General features: G+C 49.6%; 17 protein-coding genes, 2 tRNA genes and 1 riboswitch. Of the genes, 3 read left to right on the top strand and 16 right to left on the bottom strand.

Annotated elements, in window-relative coordinates:
- Position 1: 1 nt before the first annotated feature.
- The 10 genes from LI015_RS00255 to LI015_RS00210 all read right to left on the bottom strand — a co-directional run bounded on the left by LI015_RS00255 (position 2) and on the right by LI015_RS00210 (position 8017).
- Positions 2 to 1891: a BglG family transcription antiterminator gene (locus LI015_RS00255; RefSeq protein ID WP_227123696.1), complete on the bottom strand. Its 1890-nt coding sequence runs from the start codon at positions 1889 to 1891 to the stop codon at positions 2 to 4.
- 447 nt (positions 1892 to 2338) lie between these two features.
- Positions 2339 to 2409, bottom strand: a tRNA-Gly gene (locus tag LI015_RS00250).
- A gap of 25 nt (positions 2410 to 2434) precedes the next feature.
- A tRNA-Pro gene (locus LI015_RS00245) sits at positions 2435 to 2509 on the bottom strand.
- An 89-nt stretch (positions 2510 to 2598) separates the two neighbouring features.
- Positions 2599 to 3099 carry a metallophosphoesterase family protein gene (locus tag LI015_RS00240; RefSeq protein WP_002568036.1) on the bottom strand — a complete coding sequence of 167 codons (501 nt, stop codon included), beginning with the start codon at positions 3097 to 3099 and terminating at the stop codon, positions 2599 to 2601.
- A gap of 19 nt (positions 3100 to 3118) precedes the next feature.
- Positions 3119 to 3718 (bottom strand): RdgB/HAM1 family non-canonical purine NTP pyrophosphatase, encoded by a 600-nt coding sequence (gene rdgB, locus LI015_RS00235; protein WP_002571691.1) that lies wholly within the window; start codon positions 3716 to 3718, stop codon positions 3119 to 3121.
- A gap of 41 nt (positions 3719 to 3759) precedes the next feature.
- The gene (locus tag LI015_RS00230; RefSeq protein WP_227123694.1) at positions 3760 to 5463 is read right to left on the bottom strand and encodes a lectin like domain-containing protein; all 1704 of its coding nucleotides are present in this window, start codon (positions 5461 to 5463) and stop codon (positions 3760 to 3762) included.
- A gap of 10 nt (positions 5464 to 5473) precedes the next feature.
- A complete protein-coding gene (locus tag LI015_RS00225; protein ID WP_002577647.1) occupies positions 5474 to 6637 on the bottom strand; it encodes a THUMP domain-containing class I SAM-dependent RNA methyltransferase in 1164 nt (387 codons plus the stop codon).
- Positions 6638 to 6667: 30 nt separating this feature from the next.
- Positions 6668 to 7225, bottom strand: coding sequence for a phosphodiesterase (gene yfcE, locus LI015_RS00220; RefSeq protein ID WP_227123693.1), 558 nt, complete (start codon positions 7223 to 7225; stop codon positions 6668 to 6670).
- A 35-nt stretch (positions 7226 to 7260) separates the two neighbouring features.
- Positions 7261 to 7593, bottom strand: coding sequence for a rhodanese-like domain-containing protein (locus tag LI015_RS00215; protein ID WP_002568041.1), 333 nt, complete (start codon positions 7591 to 7593; stop codon positions 7261 to 7263).
- A 178-nt stretch (positions 7594 to 7771) separates the two neighbouring features.
- Positions 7772 to 8017, bottom strand: coding sequence for a hypothetical protein (locus LI015_RS00210; RefSeq protein ID WP_002571690.1), 246 nt, complete (start codon positions 8015 to 8017; stop codon positions 7772 to 7774).
- A gap of 441 nt (positions 8018 to 8458) precedes the next feature.
- On the opposite strand from LI015_RS00210, the gene LI015_RS00205 reads away from it, so the two are divergent.
- On the top strand, positions 8459 to 8662 hold the full coding sequence (locus LI015_RS00205; RefSeq protein ID WP_002568043.1) for a cold-shock protein: 204 nt from the start codon (positions 8459 to 8461) through the stop codon (positions 8660 to 8662).
- 162 nt (positions 8663 to 8824) lie between these two features.
- Here the strand turns inward: LI015_RS00205 and LI015_RS00200 are convergent, their stop codons facing one another.
- The 4 genes from LI015_RS00200 to LI015_RS00185 all read right to left on the bottom strand — a co-directional run bounded on the left by LI015_RS00200 (position 8825) and on the right by LI015_RS00185 (position 13186).
- Positions 8825 to 9547 carry an NlpC/P60 family protein gene (locus tag LI015_RS00200; RefSeq protein ID WP_002568044.1) on the bottom strand — a complete coding sequence of 241 codons (723 nt, stop codon included), beginning with the start codon at positions 9545 to 9547 and terminating at the stop codon, positions 8825 to 8827.
- A 239-nt stretch (positions 9548 to 9786) separates the two neighbouring features.
- The gene (locus tag LI015_RS00195) at positions 9787 to 10527 is read right to left on the bottom strand and encodes a C40 family peptidase (RefSeq protein ID WP_002571689.1); all 741 of its coding nucleotides are present in this window, start codon (positions 10525 to 10527) and stop codon (positions 9787 to 9789) included.
- 215 nt (positions 10528 to 10742) lie between these two features.
- A complete protein-coding gene (locus LI015_RS00190; RefSeq protein ID WP_002568046.1) occupies positions 10743 to 11246 on the bottom strand; it encodes an HAAS signaling domain-containing protein in 504 nt (167 codons plus the stop codon).
- Positions 11246 to 13186 carry a fructose-bisphosphatase class III gene (locus LI015_RS00185; RefSeq protein ID WP_002568047.1) on the bottom strand — a complete coding sequence of 647 codons (1941 nt, stop codon included), beginning with the start codon at positions 13184 to 13186 and terminating at the stop codon, positions 11246 to 11248. Before LI015_RS00185 ends, LI015_RS00190 begins: the two co-directional genes overlap by 1 nt.
- Before the next feature lie 123 nt (positions 13187 to 13309).
- On the opposite strand from LI015_RS00185, the gene LI015_RS00180 reads away from it, so the two are divergent.
- Both LI015_RS00180 and LI015_RS00175 read left to right on the top strand, forming a co-directional pair.
- Complete coding sequence (locus LI015_RS00180; RefSeq protein ID WP_002568048.1) at positions 13310 to 14119, top strand: MBL fold metallo-hydrolase; 810 nt, start codon at positions 13310 to 13312, stop codon at positions 14117 to 14119.
- A 200-nt stretch (positions 14120 to 14319) separates the two neighbouring features.
- Positions 14320 to 15240, top strand: coding sequence for a helix-turn-helix domain-containing protein (locus tag LI015_RS00175; RefSeq protein ID WP_227123691.1), 921 nt, complete (start codon positions 14320 to 14322; stop codon positions 15238 to 15240).
- Here the strand turns inward: LI015_RS00175 and LI015_RS00170 are convergent.
- Both LI015_RS00170 and LI015_RS00165 read right to left on the bottom strand, forming a co-directional pair.
- Positions 15237 to 15863, bottom strand: coding sequence for an ECF transporter S component (locus LI015_RS00170; protein WP_002568050.1), 627 nt, complete (start codon positions 15861 to 15863; stop codon positions 15237 to 15239). The two genes, LI015_RS00175 and LI015_RS00170, sit on opposite strands and share 4 nt — an antisense overlap.
- 232 nt (positions 15864 to 16095) lie before the next feature.
- A riboswitch (FMN riboswitch) is annotated at positions 16096 to 16214 on the bottom strand.
- Between the two features lie 97 nt (positions 16215 to 16311).
- Positions 16312 to 16902: a nitroreductase family protein gene (locus tag LI015_RS00165; protein WP_002568051.1), complete on the bottom strand. Its 591-nt coding sequence runs from the start codon at positions 16900 to 16902 to the stop codon at positions 16312 to 16314.
- Positions 16903 to 16942: the final 40 nt, after the last annotated feature.

Genomic DNA, 16942 nt, shown 5'->3' with positions numbered 1-16942 from the left:
ATTATCTCCCCTCCGTAATAATATTCTGTATGAATTCCGTCATGGCCCAATCCGGGCAATTGTCCATGAGATAGACCATTTTCGATGCAAAAAGCATAAAATCCCAATTGGACATATCCATAATCACTTTATCCAGCTTCTTTTGCAGCAAATCCGTCACAAACTGGCAGCGGTTAATGCCCGCCTCATTATGGACATAGACAAACTCCACTTCCTTTAATGCAGTGACCTTTAAAAATCCTGTCACAGGTATCTCCATCGGCTTCCGGTTCCGCACTTCTACGGCACATCCGATATCGTACAGGTCATTCCTGGCTCTCATAAGTTCCCGCAAATACAAATCCTCCCTGTGACGGCATGATTTCAGCAGATTGTTGATGGCCGAGCAGTCCTTCTCATCCAGCAGAGGCGAGATAAGCGCATAGGGTATCACATGTTCCCTGCTCCCCAGGGGCACCGTAGATAAAATCAAATCATATTGTTTTTGGGACATTTCCAGAAAATGATTGTAGTCACTGCTCACCACAGTCCATTGAGGATAATTCTGGGATAATTTATGCTTCAGGATATTGGTGATGCTGTTTGACATGTTGGAAACCAGTATCACATCCATTTTCTCCTCATCAGCCAGCAGCTCGCCCTGTATGTACAGCATCAGATAACAAATCTCATCAAAACTTATCTCCGGCAGCCTGAACTTTTCCGTCAGTATTCTGCATATAATCTGACATACATTGATGGTACCCTTATAATTTTCAAGCAGTATGTCTATGATTGGATTCCTGGCCGGGGTGCTGGATGCAGCCCGGTTCAGCATCAGCGTAATATGGGATATCACGTTCACATAAAATGTTGATTTTGTTCTCAGATTGATTCCTGTAATCACAGAAAACGCATCAATAAAATCTTCACCGAAGGCCACTGCCGTTTTCCTGGATTCTTCCTCCGGCAGTTCCTTCTGCATCAGGAAATTCCCAAGATGGGTGGCGGCCAGAACATTATAAATATGTGAAGTTTCGGATACAGACAGCGTATACCGGTAAGAACCGCTCAGACGGGAGGCCAGCTCAAACGCAATGGCATCCAGGGGATCCCTCTCCTGTTTCCGGTAATTGCTTTTTAAGACCGGCTCCATGAGAAACCCATTTCTCACCCTGTAAATCATCACTAGCAGGTTCACGGAAAATTCCATGTATTCCCGCTCGTCAAACCTGTAACCGGCAGACGTCTCAATGTGTTTTATGAGTCCTTCCACAAAATTCAGGTCTTCCTCCGTAAAGATGTCCAGAATCGTCATCAGCGTTTCCGACTCAAACATGCCTGTGGCGGCCGGATTGCCTCTGGTATTGGCATTTATATTATTGTCCAGAATATACAGCAGCAGTTCCGCCAGGGCCTTGCGCAGACAGCTCTCTGTTCCCTCTACCGATGTCCCCCCATGTCCCTGGGTGATTCTCAATTCATGCTTTCCGGCAAAAGGCACAAGGGCTTTCAGATCCCCGGCTATGCTGCTCTTGCTTACATAATATTTGTAGGCAAGTCCGGACAGCGAGGTGGCCTCATCCGAATAGAGCAGAAGGTTCAGGGCGATATCCATTCTTCTGGACAATTGGTTCCAGGACCTGGATAATGCGCCGGAATCCATAAGTTCCATCATATAAGCTGAATTCATCAGCCTTTCCCGCTCCTCCTCATTGATTTCAAGCCTGATTCCGGTTCCGGGCCGGCTCTCAATGACTCCGTTATAGGACGTCAGAATCTCATTAACTCCGTGAATCATTCTGCGCAGCGTCTTGTCCGATACATCCATTCTCCCTGCGTAGAAGCCCACGGGCAGATACTCTTCATGTTCCAGCAAAAGTCTCAGAAATGCAATCTGTCTTGAATTCACGTCTTATCCTCTCCATACCTCCCAGGTGCCTTTTGATAGCTTGATTATAGCAAGTGCAGCTGAGGATTGTTAGTTTTACGGTTTCCTTAATTTGACCGGAACCATGTGGACAAAACTGTACATACATTTGAACATAATGACGTGCCTGTATCTCATGTTCCGGTGAATATCTGCCTATTGTACCACGACAGCCTTTGTAATATAAGGTGGGGGAAAATCAGCCCGGAACCGGGCGGGGCGGGCAGGATGGGCGGAATGGCTGAGATGGCCGGGCGGAATAGCTGGGATGGTGAGCCGGGATGGCCGGGATGGCCGGGATGGCGGGCGGGATAACCCGGATGGTATCAGTTCAGTGGGAAATGGAACCGTGTATAATAGAATGTGCACAAGGTGGCGGCACGAAAAAAGGAAGCCCTGATACAAAAGGCTTCCCGGACAAAAAAATAGAGCAGGTGATGGGAATCGAACCCACGTATCTAGCTTGGAAGGCTAGTGTTCTACCATTGAACTACACCTGCATGAAATCAATCTATTTAATTATAATCGGGGTGACAGGATTCGAACCTGCGACCTCCTGGTCCCAAACCAGGCGCTCTAGCCAAGCTGAGCCACACCCCGGCGCCGGCATAATATAACCTGTCATCCAATCCCGTCTCTCGACGCAAGGATTATTATATACTATGCCTTCCCAAATGTCAACAAAAATTCTACAGAAAATTCAGCGAAAAATGAGCCTCCCCCTCTTTGTCGATCTCCATGAGCATGAAAGAGGGCTTATGTCCGTCCTGGCGGGGATAGGACAGGCTTCCCGGATTCAGCACAATCAAATCCTTATCCCCTTCTTTTTTCTCCACCTCATAGAAGGGCCTGTGGGTATGCCCGAACATAACGATATCGAAACCTCTGGCTCTGGCCTCCTGCTTCAGGTACTCAGCTCCCACAGAGACATTATAGTAATGTCCGTGGGTCAGAAGGGTCTTATACCTTCCAATCATCAGTTCCTTCTCTTTATCCAGGCATGAGAAAAAGTCATTGTTTCCCAAAATTATCTCTAAATCGCAGTCTTCATTGACCCAGGTGGCAATGGCATGTTCACTTCCCTCTGCGTCTCCCAAATGAATCAGCATATCAAGCGGTCCGGTACGCCGGATTACCTCTTTTAGATTTTCATCCCTTCTGTGGGTGTCACTGACAATTAATATCCTCATCCTTCGTCCTCTCCATCTCTTACTTAAGCACACCTTCCAGGGCTTCCTTCATGGCCCTTAATGCCTTCCCCCTGTGGCTGATTTCATTCTTCTGGTCCATGGTGATTTCAGCGGATGTCTTGCCGAACTCAGGCAGATAGAGAATGGGATCATACCCGAAACCGCCCTCCCCAGCCGGCTCACCGGCGATAAGCCCCTCCATCACAGCCTCTGTGTGGAGTACCTGGCCGTCCGGCAGCATGGCCGCGATGTTGCACACAAACCTGGCGCTGCGCTCCTGGCCCCCGGCCTCCTTAAGACGCTCTATGATACTCCGGTTCTTAACTGCATAGGGCGTATCTTCTCCCAGATACCGGGCAGAGTAGATACCGGGCTCCCCGCCGATATAATCCACCTCCAGGCCGGAGTCATCTGCCAGCACAATATCCCCGGTCAGATTCCACACAGCCCTTGCCTTAATCTCGGCATTCTCCCCAAAGGTGGCACCGTTCTCCACGATTTCCGGTTCGGCGCCCGCTTCCTTCATGGAAAGTATGGGAAGCCCCAAATCAGCCAATATAAGGCGTATCTCCCGCATCTTTCCCTCATTACCCGTTGCAAATATGATTCTGTGTCCCATATCAAAAATCCTCTGCCTTCTGTTCCTTTTATAAACCGCTTTTATTTCTTTGTATATGCCTTCAGGCACAGGTTGCAGGACTGTGTTTCCTCCACATGTTCCCACACCTTTCCGTCATGGCTCAGATACCCTTCGCCGTCTGTTAAGTCCACCTGGGCAATGCCGTCCCCTGCGTCGTATTCAATGGCCACCGGATGTACGGTGCCAGGCGTTATTATTTTAACTATTATAGCAAACTTTTCGTTGTCCTCCAAGGGGATTTTTTTATCCAACGGAATCGTGTAATAACCGGCATTGTCCAGCCTGCCCTTTGCCAGCAACATCCGCCTATCCAGGGCACGCTCCATTTCCCCGCCCCCTGCATCGGGCAGATTCCGGGCCAAATAAAGCTCGTACTCCGTATTCTTGTCCGTTGCATAGAAACCCGCGGCTGCCAGATTCTCTCCCTTATCCGCCCTGTAGGCATTGGCAAACCAGGCCTCCTCCTGTCCGTATCCAATCTGACCCACCCATCCGCACAAATCACTCTGGTGAATGTAGTCATAATTGTCCACCGGCTCCACACCTGTGTATACAATATTATGAACACCGATATTGCTGTCAAAATAGGATACATAAAAATATCCCTGGTCACCAAAATCCTCTCCCCAGCTGTTGGTACAGATAAATGCGCCGTCCCCTGCCAGGTCCAGATTAAAATTTTCCCTAGAGTAATTATCATCCCATCCCACGATGACAGAATCATGGTTGGGCTTTTCGTTTCCAATGTAACAATAGGAGTTGGTCTCTCTGTTATAGTACACAGACTGGCTCTGGTAATCCCTCATGGATGTATAAAGGGAACTCTGTACCCCGCCTCTCAGGTACACGGCCCGTTTAATGGCCTCGTAATCCTTGGAGGGAAGGACCTGAATCTCCTGTACATGTACGCTGGGCGCAAGGCCGTCCGGCGAAACTCCATCCCCATATGGGTCCTGGGATTCCAGCACCGGCCCCTGCCAGGCCAGAAGATAGGCCATGGACATGGTATACTCCCCTCCCTCGTCCTGTCCCAGGAGAAAACTGTTGTGCATGGACATATGGTCTACCGCAAATGTCATGGACTTTCCCGGAAGCAGGGATGATTCCAGGGCTGTCAGGGACGCAAAAGCCCAGCAGGTTCCCAGGGACCCCTGGTTTCCAATCTGGGGCGCCCTGCCTGTCTTTCGGTAATCATAGGCAGAAGGAAGCTTTATATTGGCCATATCCAGCCTGTTCCACCGGTACACACCGGTTGTGCTGCTTCCTGTGCTGCTTCCCTGGGCATTCTCTCCGTTCTCTGATGTGTCCCCTCCTGCTGCCGCAAAACCGCCTGCTCCGGAAGGATTTCCGGTTCCGCCCGGGTTCAGGCCGCTGCCGCTGTCCTGTGTCCCGCCGGGATTCTGTATGCCACCGCTGTCCTGTGTCCCGCCCGGGTTCTGTATGCCGCCGCTGTCCTGTGTCCCTCCCGGTTCCTGCATGCCGCCGCTGTCCCTAGTACCGCCCGGTTCCTGCATGCCGCCGCTGTCCTGTATCCCGCCCGGGTTCTGTATGCCGCCGGTATCCTGTGTCCCGTCCGGGTCCTGAATCCTGCCCGGAGATTGTGTCTCAGCAGGATTGTTGGCTTGGCCGCACCCGGCTGTTCCCAAAGACAATGAGACCGCCAGAAACAGGGCTGCTGCTTTTTTCCTTATTCCATTTCTAACTATATCTGATACAACAACCATGGCCGCCCTCTCAATTTGAACCGTTCTCCTGGCTGCGCCTGGGTGGCTTTGGCCCCATGAACTGATAAAAATAGGTTTTCAGCATGCCGTTGTATATCTTCCTGTTTTTGTCCGCCTTCCGCCCAATGTACTTCTGCGCATCTTCATAGGAAGTAATGAGGTACATGGACCAGGCATCCAGCGCCGCAAAGCGCTCTCCTATCTCCCGGTATAATGCGGGAAGATTCTCCTTTTCCTCGATTCTCTCCCCGTAGGGCGGATTGGATATGATAAAGCCGTATTTCTTGGGGTGGCTCAGTGCGCTGACCGGGCGCTGCTGAAAGTGAATCATATGGTCCACTCCGGCTGACTGGGCATTGGATCGGGCGGCTTTCACAATGTCACCGTCCACGTCATACCCCTGTATATCCACCTGAACGTCCTCTTCCACCAGGTCCCCCGCCTCATCCATGGCTTCATACCAGCATTTGCGTTTGATCACGTTTCTCCACTCCTCTGCCAGAAAGGAACGGTTCATGCCCGGCGCCATATTGGCAGCCATCATGGCCGCCTCAATGGGAAATGTACCGCTTCCGCAGAAAGGATCCACCAGAATCCTGTCCCGGTTCCACGGCGTCAGGAGAATCAGGGCAGCTGCCAGGGTCTCTGTGATGGGCGCTTTGCTGGTCAATGTCCTGTACCCGCGTTTGTGCAGGGATTCCCCGCTGGTGTCAATGCCCACCGTCACCATATCTTTATAGAGGAACACCCGCAGCGGATAGCTGGCTCCATTTTCAGGGAACCAGGTGACTCCATAGCGGTTTTTCAGCCGCTCCACCATGGCCTTCTTCATAATCGACTGGATATCCGACGGGCTGAACAGCTTGCTCTTGATGGAAGAAGCCTTTGCCACCCAGAACTTGCCGTCTTCGGGTATAAAGTCCTCCCAGGGTATATTCCTGGTGCCCTGAAACAATTCCTCAAAGGTCTCCGCCTTAAAGCTTCCCGCCTTGAGAAGCACCCGCTCTGCGGTGCGCAGAAACACATTGGCGCGGCAAATGGCCTCGTCATCTCCTATAAACGTGACGCGGCCGTCCTCCACCAGGGATATCTCATATCCCAGGTCCAGAATTTCTTTTTTAAGTACTGCCTCCAGCCCAAAATGGCAGGGGGCAATTAATTCAAATGTTTTCAATCGTTTTTCCTCTCAATCAGCCTCTCTTTTTTACAGCTTCAGTTCCTTGACCACTTCGCCCTCCAGGGTCCGTATGGAGAATACCCCATCCTCCAGCATGGCATAGGTGCTGGGGTTGCCTCCCTTAGGGATGGACACGGAGCCTGGGTTTAACACGGCAATATGCCTGCCCCCCTCCACCTCGATGGTCTCGGCCTTCAGTATATGGGTGTGACCGTGTACCAGGATATCTCCGTCCTGCAATGGCGGAAGGTGATCCTGGTTGTATACATGTCCGTGTGTGGCGTAAAAAGCCTTTCCCTCCAATACCATCAAACCATAGTCAGCCATTATGGGAAACTCCAGAACCATCTGGTCCACTTCCGTGTCGCAGTTTCCCCTGATTGCATAAATCTGGTCCTTAAGAGGATTCAGCATGGCGATCACCTCCTTGGGGGCATATTCCCTGGGCAGGTCATTGCGGGGGCCGTGATACAGGATGTCTCCCAGAATCATAAGCCGTCCGGCTCCCGATTCACTGTATATATCCAGCATCTTCCTGCAATAATATGCAGAACCGTGTATATCCGATGCAAACATTATTTTCATGGCTCTGTCTCCTCTAAAATAGAATAATCACGTTTCTATTCTAAAGCCGAAAGCGGCCTCCTGTCAATGTATTTCCCCCTGTAATTCAACATTCCGCCCGCCAGGTCCACGGCGTGATAGCCCATCCTCCACAGGTCCCGGCAGACCACCATGCTCTTGGCCCCCCTGTCACAGTAAAATACAATGGTACCGTCCTTGCGGATTTCCCCCATCAGGTTCTCAAGCTCATCATAGGGAATGTTCACGCTTCCCCATATCCTGTCCTGCTCAAACATCCAGGGCTCCCTCAGGTCCACCAGCTGCGCAATCTTTCCCTGTTCCATCCATTGGTCAAACTGTCTGTATGATATCATTGGAAATGTCGTCATTTCCCACTCACCTTCCCTTTCTGTCACGTTCTGTCCGGGCTAATGCCTGTCATTCGTGTCCTACTACCAATATATGCAGGCATTACCATGGGGTGAGGACAAGAAAAAGCCCACTCCGCGTCATGCGAAGCAGGCTCCTTCCATCATCTGTACTCAGTACGCCGCAGCTTTTTCGATATTAGTAGTTGTTGTTCTGGCTGCTGTTGCGGCTGCTGTTCTGAGAGCTGTTCTGAGAGCTGTTTCTGGAGCTGTTCTGAGAATTGTTCTGGCTGTTGTTCTGAGAACTGTTCTGGGAATTGTTCTGAGAATTGTTCTGAGAACTATTCCTAGAGCTGTTCTGAGAGCTGTTCTGGCTGTTATTCTGCTGGCTGCAGTTTCTTGAGCTGTTTTCCATGTCGTTGTTGAAGTTATTCTTATTAGACATCTTCAATACCTCCTAAAAACATTCTTTTTTAGTTACAGCCTTAGTATGGCAGAATTGCACACCTTTTATTCGATAAAATAAAAAAAGGTTGCTTTTTTCCATAAAATATATTATAAATAATATGAGGTAAAATGGTTTCCCTTAAACCATGACCTCATCCTTATTAATTATTTATACTCCCCTTGAGAAGTCCCCGGATAGCTCCCCTATCCGGGGACAACTCTTTGTAATTTCGTTGTATCTGCTTCCCTATTTTCACTTCCCTATTTTTTTCAATTCTCCCTTGACTTCAACCGTAAAACATGGTATGTTTAATGGGTATTTTTAATAAGATTTTGATTTCACATATTTTTGTAAGTCATTATTCCTATGATGATTTACAAAAATATGTGATTTTTATTTTTATCGAAAATATAATATTATATTATGGAGGTATCTTTCATGAACAAAGGTACAGTAAAATGGTTTAACTCACAGAAGGGCTACGGCTTCATCACAAACGAAGAGAACGGAATGGATATTTTCGTTCATTTTTCCGGAATTGCCTCCAATGGCTTCAAGTCTCTGGAAGAAGGCCAGGCCGTTACATTTGACATTACAAACAGCCCAAGAGGCTTACAGGCAGTAAATGTTTGCGCTGCATAATAGAGATTGACCTGACAGGGACCGTTTTCCAAAAGGAAGCGGTCTCTTTTTTATACCTTGGTCGTTCCTATTTTCATATTACCGTTATCTTTTAGTTCTGCCAGACAGCACAAAGGCCCGCCGGAATACTCCGACAGGCCCTGCTTATATATATTGAAAATCCTATCCTAGCACATTTACTATCTTCACCGGATTCCTGTAATTCCAGTTGGACACGGTAATGCCTGTCCTCTCCGTTGAAGCATGTACGATCTGTCCGTTGCCAATATACATGGCTACGTGGTTAATACTTCTTCCGCTGCCGTAAAAAATCAAATCTCCCGGCTGCATCTGGTCAGCGCTAATGGCGATCCCCTGCTGGGCTTGTCCGCCGGAAGAACGGTTCATGGAAATTCCTGCTGAATTCTGCAGTACGTATCTGGTAAATCCGGAACAGTCCGTCCCTGTACGCGGGTCGCTGCCGCCGTACTTATATCTTCCGCCTACAAACTGCATGGCGTAATTCACCACCTGCTGGCGCTTATATGTATCTGAGGATTCAATGGCATCCTGCTGTACCTCTGCCATCTCACTTTCTCCTACCTGCTCCACGGTAGCATTACCGGATACAGGCAGAAATCCTTCGGATTCATTGACCCGGACCTTCATCCATCCGTTTCCCATATCCTCCAGGACTTCGTATGTATTCCCTGTTTTGGCTGTCATCAGTACTTCTTCACTGTCTTGGCTTTTGTTAATGTTGACGCTCTCTGCTGTAATGGTGGCAATGTATGTACCTGCTGTGAATCCAGGACCGATTGCAGCCAGGGAAGTAAATGGATTCATGACCATCAGCATCCCGCATACAGCTCCTGCCTTTAAAAGGCTGCCTAACATTTTTCTCATTGAAGAAACTCTCCCATCATGGTTTTATACTGAATGTAGCCGGAGTTTATTTATTACATAATTGTTACATTCATTACAAATGTATTATATCACAATTTTATCTCACGTCAACAATTTTAGACATATTTAATATTTCCTTCATTATTTTTAACATTTTATGTAGTAATTTTGAATTAAAAATGAATTTCCTCCCTGATACGGCTCCCCTCCCGGCCCAGATCACAAAAAAACCTGCTGTCTCAGGACAGCAGGCTTACAATCTTAACTGGTTTTCTGTAATTATATGGGGACGTCTTGATTCCCGTCTTTTCTGTGGATGCATGCACCACTTCCCCGTCTCCAATGTACAGGGCTACATGGTTGATGCCCCCGCCTCCGGCGTAAAACAGCAGGTCGCCCGGCTGCATCTGGTCCTCTGTCACAGACTTCCCGTATGAGGACTGTCCGGTGGACGAATGAGGAAGACTGATGGAAGCAGCCTTGCCCAGCACGTATCTGGTAAAGCCGGAGCAGTCCACTCCCTTATTGGGGTCCACACCGCCGTACTGGTAACGTCCGCCCACGAACTGAAGGGCATACTCCACTACCTGACGGCGCATCTTGGCATCCTCATCTACGGTTTCATGCGCTTTTTCCACAACCGTGGCATTACCGGAGGTCTTTATGTATCCTTCCCTTCCGCCGGTGCGGATCTTAACCCAGCCCTGTTCCGTTCTTCCCAGCACCTCATAAGTCTGGCCCCTCATAACCTGGCCCTGTCTGGCCGAACCTTCACTGGCACTTCTGTGTACGTCCACAGCAGGCGCCTCTATCTTCACTACATAGGAGGACCGGGTCTGGACCTCTGCCTGCTTTACAGCTGCCTGGCTGTCCATAGGGTTCACCACCCACAGTCCTGCACACAGGCATATAAGCCCTGATGCCTTTATGATTCCTTTCCCTAATCCCCTTATGCTCACGCTGATTCTCCTAACTTCCATCTATTTTCCTGAAAATGTAAATATTACGCAAATATTACGTTTATTAAAAACAGTATATTATTTATTCACATTTTTGTCAAGAAAAAGGAGCTGTTTTTTAACAGCTCCTGCCATGTGCTTCTTTCATATGTTTCTTTCATATGCTTTTGCCATATGCCTTGGTCATATGCTTTTGCCATATACTTCCGCCCCATCAGCCCAATATCTGCTTCTGATTATCTCCTGGGTCCCCTGAACATCCACACGGCCAGCATTACCAGCAGCACCGGCCATATATAGGACAGAATCCAGCCAGCCAGTCCCATGATGCCGAAGAACACAGTCATCACCAGGAATATGACCAGGAATACCACCAGCCCGGCAATGAGCCTGACATACCACTTGCCAAAGTCCACATAATGGACCTCCGGTTTTTTCCCCCTGAACGGTTCCCGTTCTTCCTGGCTGCTTCCTGCCGGCCCTGAACGGTAGGATGCTTCTGATTCAAAGGAATCAAATCCATCCGGCCTGTCCTCGGTGTCAAGGGCAGCGTCCACTATGGTCCTGGCAATGATTCTCGGACCTCCCAGGCTCTCTATGACCTCATCCTCTGTCTGTCCCTTGGCAGCCTCCTCCATAATATAGGAGTCATAATACCGCAAATTCTCCTGTATGACGGAATAGGGTACCCGTCCTTCCAGCTCACTTTTTAGTCCTTGCAAAAATTCTGTCCTGCTCATTACTCAACCCTTTCCTTAATCGTTCCCTCTCTGTAAGCAGCTACCAGCTCCTTCAAATCGGCTATCTGTCCTTTTAATTCTTTTCCTTTATCCGTATCAGCCACCATCACCCTGCTCTTTACTTTCTCCACCACGGATACCTTTGGCGTGCTCTCCTTCTTAGGGTCAAAGGGCCTGTGCTCTGCCAGAGCCAGGTGATGTGAATTATAAATCAAGGTATATCCCGCAATGCCCGTGGTGCTCTGGTATGCCTTCGATAGACCGCCGTCAATGATGAACAGCTTACCGCCCGCCTTCATGGGCTTCTCCCCATCCTTTAGCTTAACCGGCACATGGCCGTTGATAATGTGGGAGCCCTCCACGGGAAGCCCGAATTCCTCCAGCAGGCGGTTGCAGAATTCTTCCTTCAGGCTCAGCTGGTAGTAGGGGTTCATCACTTCCTTATATGTGGATTTATCCTCTACGAAATAATGTTCAAAGGTAGTCATCTTATCCTTGCCGAATACAGGGGATTTTGCCCCGCACCACAGATACCACATCATATCCATGGCCTGCTCCTTACCGGGCGTCCCCTCCGGCATGAAATAGGCATTCTGAACCTGCTGGTTAAAGAAGTCCATCAGCGCCTTCCCGCCATAGGATACCCCGTTCATGGTGATGGTATCGAAAGAACCGTCCTTTTTCATGGGAATACAGCCATGGTAAAGGAGGTTGGAATTATAACATTTATAAATGGCCCCATGGGAGTACAGGAATCTTATATGCTTATGTAGCAGTTCCCCATGCTTGAAGGAGGCCTGCAGGGTGCGCAGCAGCTCCTTCTCACCACGGCTCAGCTCCAGAGGATTCTTTGGGTCCACGGTCGGGAAATTCATGTCCAGCATGGGAAATGTTTTTCCTTCAATGACCACTGTACCCTTCTCAAAGTCCACACCGGACAAAAGGACCCTGTTGTCCATCTCATACTCCGGATGGCGCTTAATCATGGCGCCCTCCACTTTAAACTGAATCACCGCAATGGCCTTGTGCATCTTGGCCGCCAGGCCGGGGTCCACTGCATCGTAAATGTTCTCGTCCAGAATTTTGGGCATGAACCGTGTGCAGGGGTCGTCCTGGTACACCTTGGCTGCAAACATGGAAAGGGGCCTTAGGTTGATGCCGTAACCATCCTCCAGCACATCAAAGCTGTTGTAACTGATGGCAATGCGCAGCACATTGCAGATGCAGGCCAGATTTCCTGTTGCTGCCCCCATCCATGAAATATCATGATTCCCCCACTGTATATCCACATCGTGGAAGCACATGAGCTCATTCATGATAATGTCCGCCCTTGGCCCCCTGTCGTAGATGTCGCCTATAATATGAAGGTTGTCAATGGTCAGGTTCTGAATCAGATGGCACAGGGCAATGATGAACTTGTCCGCCGTGTCATTCTCAATGATGGAGTGTATAATTTCGTTATAGTACAGTTTCTTGTTATCGTCGTTGTAGTCCACGTGAAGCAGCTCGTCAATGATGTAGGCAAATTCCTGCGGCATCTTCTTGCGGACTTTTGAGCGGGTGTACTTGGAGGACACCTCCTTGCAGCTTTGTACCAGGCGGTAGATGGTGATTTTCTGCCAATCCTCGGTGTAGTGCCCCTGTTTCATCATACGGGCCAGGTTCCGCTCCGGATAATAAATCAGGTTTGCCAGCTGTACCTGCTCCTCCTCGGGAATCAGGTGGCCGAAGGTCTCCTTGATTTTCTCCCGGGTAATGCCGGACGAAGAACGCAGCAGGTGTATAAACGCCTCATATTCCCCGTGCAAGTCGCTGAAAAAATATTCGGTTCCCTTGGGAAGACTGCAAATCGCTGTCAGATTGACAATTTCACTGGTGGCTTCCTTTACTGTGGGGTATTCTTTTGCCAGGAGCTTAAGATATGCCAAATCCCTCATCATCATATTCCCCCAATCCCAATTGCATTTTATTTAAAGTTATAGTAACATATTCTTAATGAAATGAAAAGTTTTTCCAACTGAACAAAGGTTTAAGATTATCTAAATTTTTTCTAAGGAGAAGAGATGCCAATGGAGGAATTATACGTATTTGGAACAGGAAACGCCCAGGCCACCCGCTGTTATAATACCTGTTTTGCCATAAAGGACGGGGATGAATATTTCATGGTGGATGCAGGAGGAGGAAACGGCATCCTGCGCATCCTGGAGGATATGGATGTGGACCTGTGCCATATCCACAACATTTTCGTCACCCATGAGCACACGGACCACATCATGGGTATTGTGTGGATGGTGCGCATGGTGGCTGCTGCCATGAAAAAAGGAAAGTATGAAGGCGAGCTGCAGATTTACTGCCACCAGGGACTGGTGGATACCATCTCCACCATCTGCCGCCTGACGATCCAGGGCAAGTTCTATAAGATGATTGGAAGCCGCATTTTCCTGGTGCCGGTGGAGGACGGCGAGACAGTCCATATCCTGGACTATGACGTCACCTTCTTTGATATACTGTCCACCAAGGCCAGGCAGTTCGGATTTACCACCACTCTGAAAAACGGCCGCCGGTTCACCTGCGCAGGCGATGAGCCGTACAACGCGGAGTGCCGCCCCTACGTGGAAGGCAGTGACTGGCTGCTTCACGAAGCCTTCTGCCTGTACCGCGACCGTGATATCTTCGAACCCTATGAAAAACACCACAGCACGGTAAAAGAGGCCTGCGAGCTGGCAAAGGAGCTCTCCATCCCCAACCTTGTGCTATGGCATACGGAGGACAAACACCTGTCGGAGCGCAAAGCCCTATATACGGCTGAGGGCAGGGAATACTATGACGGCAATCTGCTGGTGCCGGATGACGGGGAAATCATCCCGCTGTAAACGTGCGGTGTACGCCGCATTCGTGTACACAGGATTCGTGTACGGCGGATTTATCTACGGCGGATTACAGAGTTATGTTAAGAGATAGGAAATCACCACGGTTCTATATTGCCGTGGTGGTTTTTTACTTACATGGGCAAGAATAGTCGAGAAATCCTTTTTCCGGTTCTGTATAATGATAAACGTCGGAGGTGATACAGATGAAAGAACAGATAGAAGCAGTCCAAAGAATGCAGGATTATATAGAGAGCCACTGGCAGGAGTCCATTACTCTGGCTGATTTATCGAAGGCCTCCCATTTTTCTCCCTGGTATTCTGCCAGGCTGTTCAGGAAGCTGACCGGTCTTTCGCCGGCTGACTACATCCGGCGTTACAAACTGTCCCGGTCCGCCCTGCGGCTGCGGGACGAGGACTGCAAAGTCATTGATGTTGCTTTTGATTTGGGATTCGGAAGCGTGGACGGATACCAGAGGGCATTTCTCCGCGAATTCGGCTGTAATCCCCGTGAATACGCCGCTCATCCCGTTCCCCTGTATCTGATGACCCCCTACGGCGTAAAATACAGATTCACAGAAAAGGAGCCCATGAATATGGAACAAATTAAGAACGTATTTATTCAGGTCATTGAAAAACCAGCCCGCAAGGTCATCCTTAAGCGGGGCATCCAGGCGTATGATTACATGACCTACTGCAATGAAGCCGGCTGTGATGTGTGGGGACTTCTCACCAGCATCAAATCCATAAGCGGCGAACCGTTATGCCTCTGGCTTCCCGAACAATACCGCCCGGAGGGTACATCCCAATACGTTCAGGGCGTGGAAGTATCCTCAGACTACAGCGGTCCTGTGCCGGAGGGCTTTGATGTAATCCAGCTGCCGGCTGCCAGTTACCTCATGTTTCAGGGAGAGCCCTTCGAGGAAGAGGACTTCTGCCAGGCCATACAGATGGTTCAGACAGCCATGGAACGTTACGATCTGTCGGTCATCGGTCTGGCCCCTGACCCTGAAAATCCCAGAATTCAGCTGGAACCCATAGGGACCAGGGGATATATCGAAATGCTTCCGGTAAAACAGGCTGTATCCTCATCTCATTCACACCCGGCGCCGGATGTGAATCCTTAAGAAGCCTTAACCGCCCGCCGTCCTGAATCCGAATGGATGATAACGCTGACCCTTTTATAGACCAGGGCGGTGAGCAGGCTTACAATGGCGCCTTTCAGTATATTAAAGGGGCCTACAGCCAGGATTACGAATGTCCACACATTGCTGATAGCCGGGTTGATGGCCGCGCCTGCAGCAATGATGGTGTCCAGGGGCATGAAATGGGAATAGAACGGAAGCATAACAACCGCATTGAGTATCACAGCCACAATTGTCATGATTACAGTTCCCGCAGCCATTCCCATGACAGCCCCCTTTTTCGTCTTTTTAAGCCTGTAAATAATACCGGCCGGCAGCACAAGGGAGCATCCAAAGCAAAAATTGGCAAACTCCCCCACAAATCCCGTGCTGGTAGGCTTTAGTATCAGCTTCACCAGTATTTTCACCAGTTCCATGACAACGCCTGCCACAGGCCCCAGGGCAAAGGTACCCACAAGCACCGGCACCTCACTGATATCCATGCCGTAAAATGACGGCGCGATAAATGGAAGCGGCACCTCAAAAATCATAAGCACTGCCGCCAGGGCGCCGAACATGGCCATGACGGTTACATTCCTTACACTGAGTAAGTGATTCTGTTTCATTTCCCTATCCTCCTTGTTATGAGCACTTAGTGACCGTATTTTGGTCACTTACGTGCGATACATGACCCTTCACTTGGTGAGGTCTCCCACGAACCTAGTGAAGGGGCCCGTTATGAGCACTTGGTGTCCGTTTTCCGGTCACTTACGTGCGTATATGTGTCCTTCGGAATGCGTGCACTATAAAAGCCCCGGATACGCAAATAATCCGGGGCCTGTTCATCTACCACTTACACACCTTCTTCTCTCATCCAGACTATACTGTCGGTTCTGGAATCACACCAGATCAGCCGCCGTAGCGGGTCGCGGACTATTACCGCCGGTAGGGAATCACACCCTGCCCCGAAGAACTTTATTTAATTATAGCTGAATCATAGCACATATGAGGGTGGTTGGCAATAGGCTGCGCCATAATTTCCCCATTTCCCCATTTCAAACCCAACGTTCTGACTCAGCGCTTCCAGACTACCACATCCTCCAGCTTTTTGCGCGGACGTGGCGGCGGCGATTCCTCCGGATACCCAAAGGCCACGGCTGCCACCAGCTCATCCCCGCAGTCCATCCATGCGCACAGCTCCTCATAGGCAAAGAATATGTCGCAGATCCACAGACTGCCGATTCCCATATCCGTTGCTTCCAAAAGCATATTCTCAATTGCCGCGCTGACAGACTGGATATTACAGAGCTCATAAATCCTGTCCTCGTCGTTGAGGGGAGAAAACATCCCCTTCCCCAGGGGATTCAGGACAAATATGACCACAGGCGCCTGTTCCATGATTTGTACCGTGTACTCCGCGCCTCCCAGGTGCCTGCTGCTGTCCGGCAGCATGGCTTTTCCTGCCTTCTCCCGCTGGATTCCGGCCTGAAACGCCCTCAGCATGTTTTCTTTTGCCTGTCCCTGAATGACCATAAATTTCCATGGCTGCCTGTTCTTTGCTGATGGTGCCTTTATCCCGCTTTCCACAATTTTACAGATAACCTCATGGGGTATTTCCTTGTCTGAGAACCTGCGTATACTTCTGCGCCTGTCTATTGCATCCATTTTCTGTCTCCTTCGTATTTTCCGGGCAGGCTAAACTCCT

Source organism: Enterocloster sp. 210928-DFI.2.20, assembly GCF_020554465.1.
Classification (GTDB): Bacteria; Bacillota; Clostridia; order Lachnospirales; family Lachnospiraceae; genus Enterocloster; species Enterocloster bolteae.
Note: the sequence above shows the minus strand (reverse complement) of the source record. Positions and strands in the feature narration are given on the sequence as shown.